This is a genomic window from Pseudomonas tremae (assembly GCF_001401155.1).
Classification (GTDB): Bacteria; Pseudomonadota; Gammaproteobacteria; order Pseudomonadales; family Pseudomonadaceae; genus Aquipseudomonas; species Aquipseudomonas tremae.
Genome location: NZ_LJRO01000419.1, coordinates 1 through 1,247, shown reverse-complemented (window position 1 = coordinate 1,247; position 1,247 = coordinate 1). Strand labels below are relative to the sequence as shown.

The following is a 1,247-nucleotide window of genomic DNA, read 5'->3' as shown; positions in this document are numbered from 1 at the left end:
ATTTTTCAGCGTCTCCCTAGCTACGAGTGATTAACCAATAAATTCAAAAGGGAAGATGACCCATGTTTAAAAGAATGACTGCTTTTTCTTGCTTGGTGTTGTTTGCACTTGCGCTGTCGGGTTGCTTCGATAGCAAAGGGGATGATTTTATCGGGCGTTGGGAAGGTCAAAATACCCAGAGGATGTACAAGCCAACTTATGTTATGACTATTTCAAAGGATGGAGAGAACTTCCACATTGATATTGCTAGTACTTGGGAAGCATCAGGCAACGAAAAGCCAATTACGAATGTACAACAGTTCGAAGCCAAGGCCGAGTCGGATACGGTACTGAGTATGCTTGGCGGCCTCGCAACCATGCGTTTGGAAGGCGGCGTCATCAATTTCGACTACACCACCTTTACCCGAGCAAAATAACGGAGGCGGCATGGACGTAACAAAAATAGCCCAGACGTTGTTCAATTTCGTTGATGCCGCCCTGCAAAGCGCCTTGGTCACCGGGATGGCCAAGGTGATGCTGGGGCTAGGAGCGCTCTTCGGGACGATGTGGTTGATCCACTTCACGCTGCGAAACATGCAATGGCTGTACCGGGGAATGAACGTTGCCTTCGAGGATGTGGCCAAAGAAATTATGAAAATGGCTGCCATCACCGCGTGTGCGTTCAGTGTGCAATGGTACGTACAAACGATTGTGCCCTTTATCACCGGCTTCCCCAACTGGATGGGGGGAATCTTGTCCGGCCAGGAGGGCACGCAAACCAACCAGATCGACAGCTTGATCGTTGTTTACGGTGCCAACCTGAAAGCCCTGATAGGGGCCATGAACTTCAATATCTTCAGAGCCAGTCTTGCTGATATCTGGTTGGGGATTCAGGGGGTGGTGTTTTATGTGCTGGGAGGCATCCCGTTCTTGCTGGCCGCCGTCGCCACGCTGTTTGTACTGAAGGTCTCGACAACGGCTATCGTGGCCGTGGGGCCTCTGTTCATCGCCTTTCTGCTGTTTGATCAGACCCGGCAGTATTTCTGGGGGTGGGTTTCAGCCATCGCAGGCTTTATGTTGGCCCAGGTCCTGATATCGGTTGTGCTGGCAATCGAAATCGGCTTTATCAACACCGTGATGATTAAAGATGGAACGTTGACGACCCCCCTGGAGGGGAATCTCACCATCCTGATTGTCTTCTGCACGTTCACTGCGCTGGTCATCGAATTGCCTCAGCAAGCAGCCTCCATCATGGGCGGTGGCCCCTC

Annotated in this window: 2 protein-coding genes; both read left to right on the top strand. The window is 51.4% G+C overall.

Going from position 1 to position 1,247, the window contains the following annotated elements:
- Positions 1–62 precede the first annotated feature (62 nt).
- Positions 63–416 carry a hypothetical protein gene (locus ALO43_RS22830; RefSeq protein ID WP_054998103.1) on the top strand — a complete coding sequence of 118 codons (354 nt, stop codon included), beginning with the start codon at positions 63–65 and terminating at the stop codon, positions 414–416.
- Positions 417–426: 10 nt separating this feature from the next.
- Positions 427–1,247 (top strand): TrbL/VirB6 family protein (locus tag ALO43_RS22825; protein ID WP_054998102.1); only part of this gene is annotated, 821 nt, incomplete at its 3' end.

Excerpts from the sequence above, each read along its gene's own strand:
- ALO43_RS22830 (WP_054998103.1), top strand. The coding sequence starts at position 63 with ATGTTTAAAAGAATGACTGCTTTTTCTTGCTTGGTGTTGTTTGCACTT.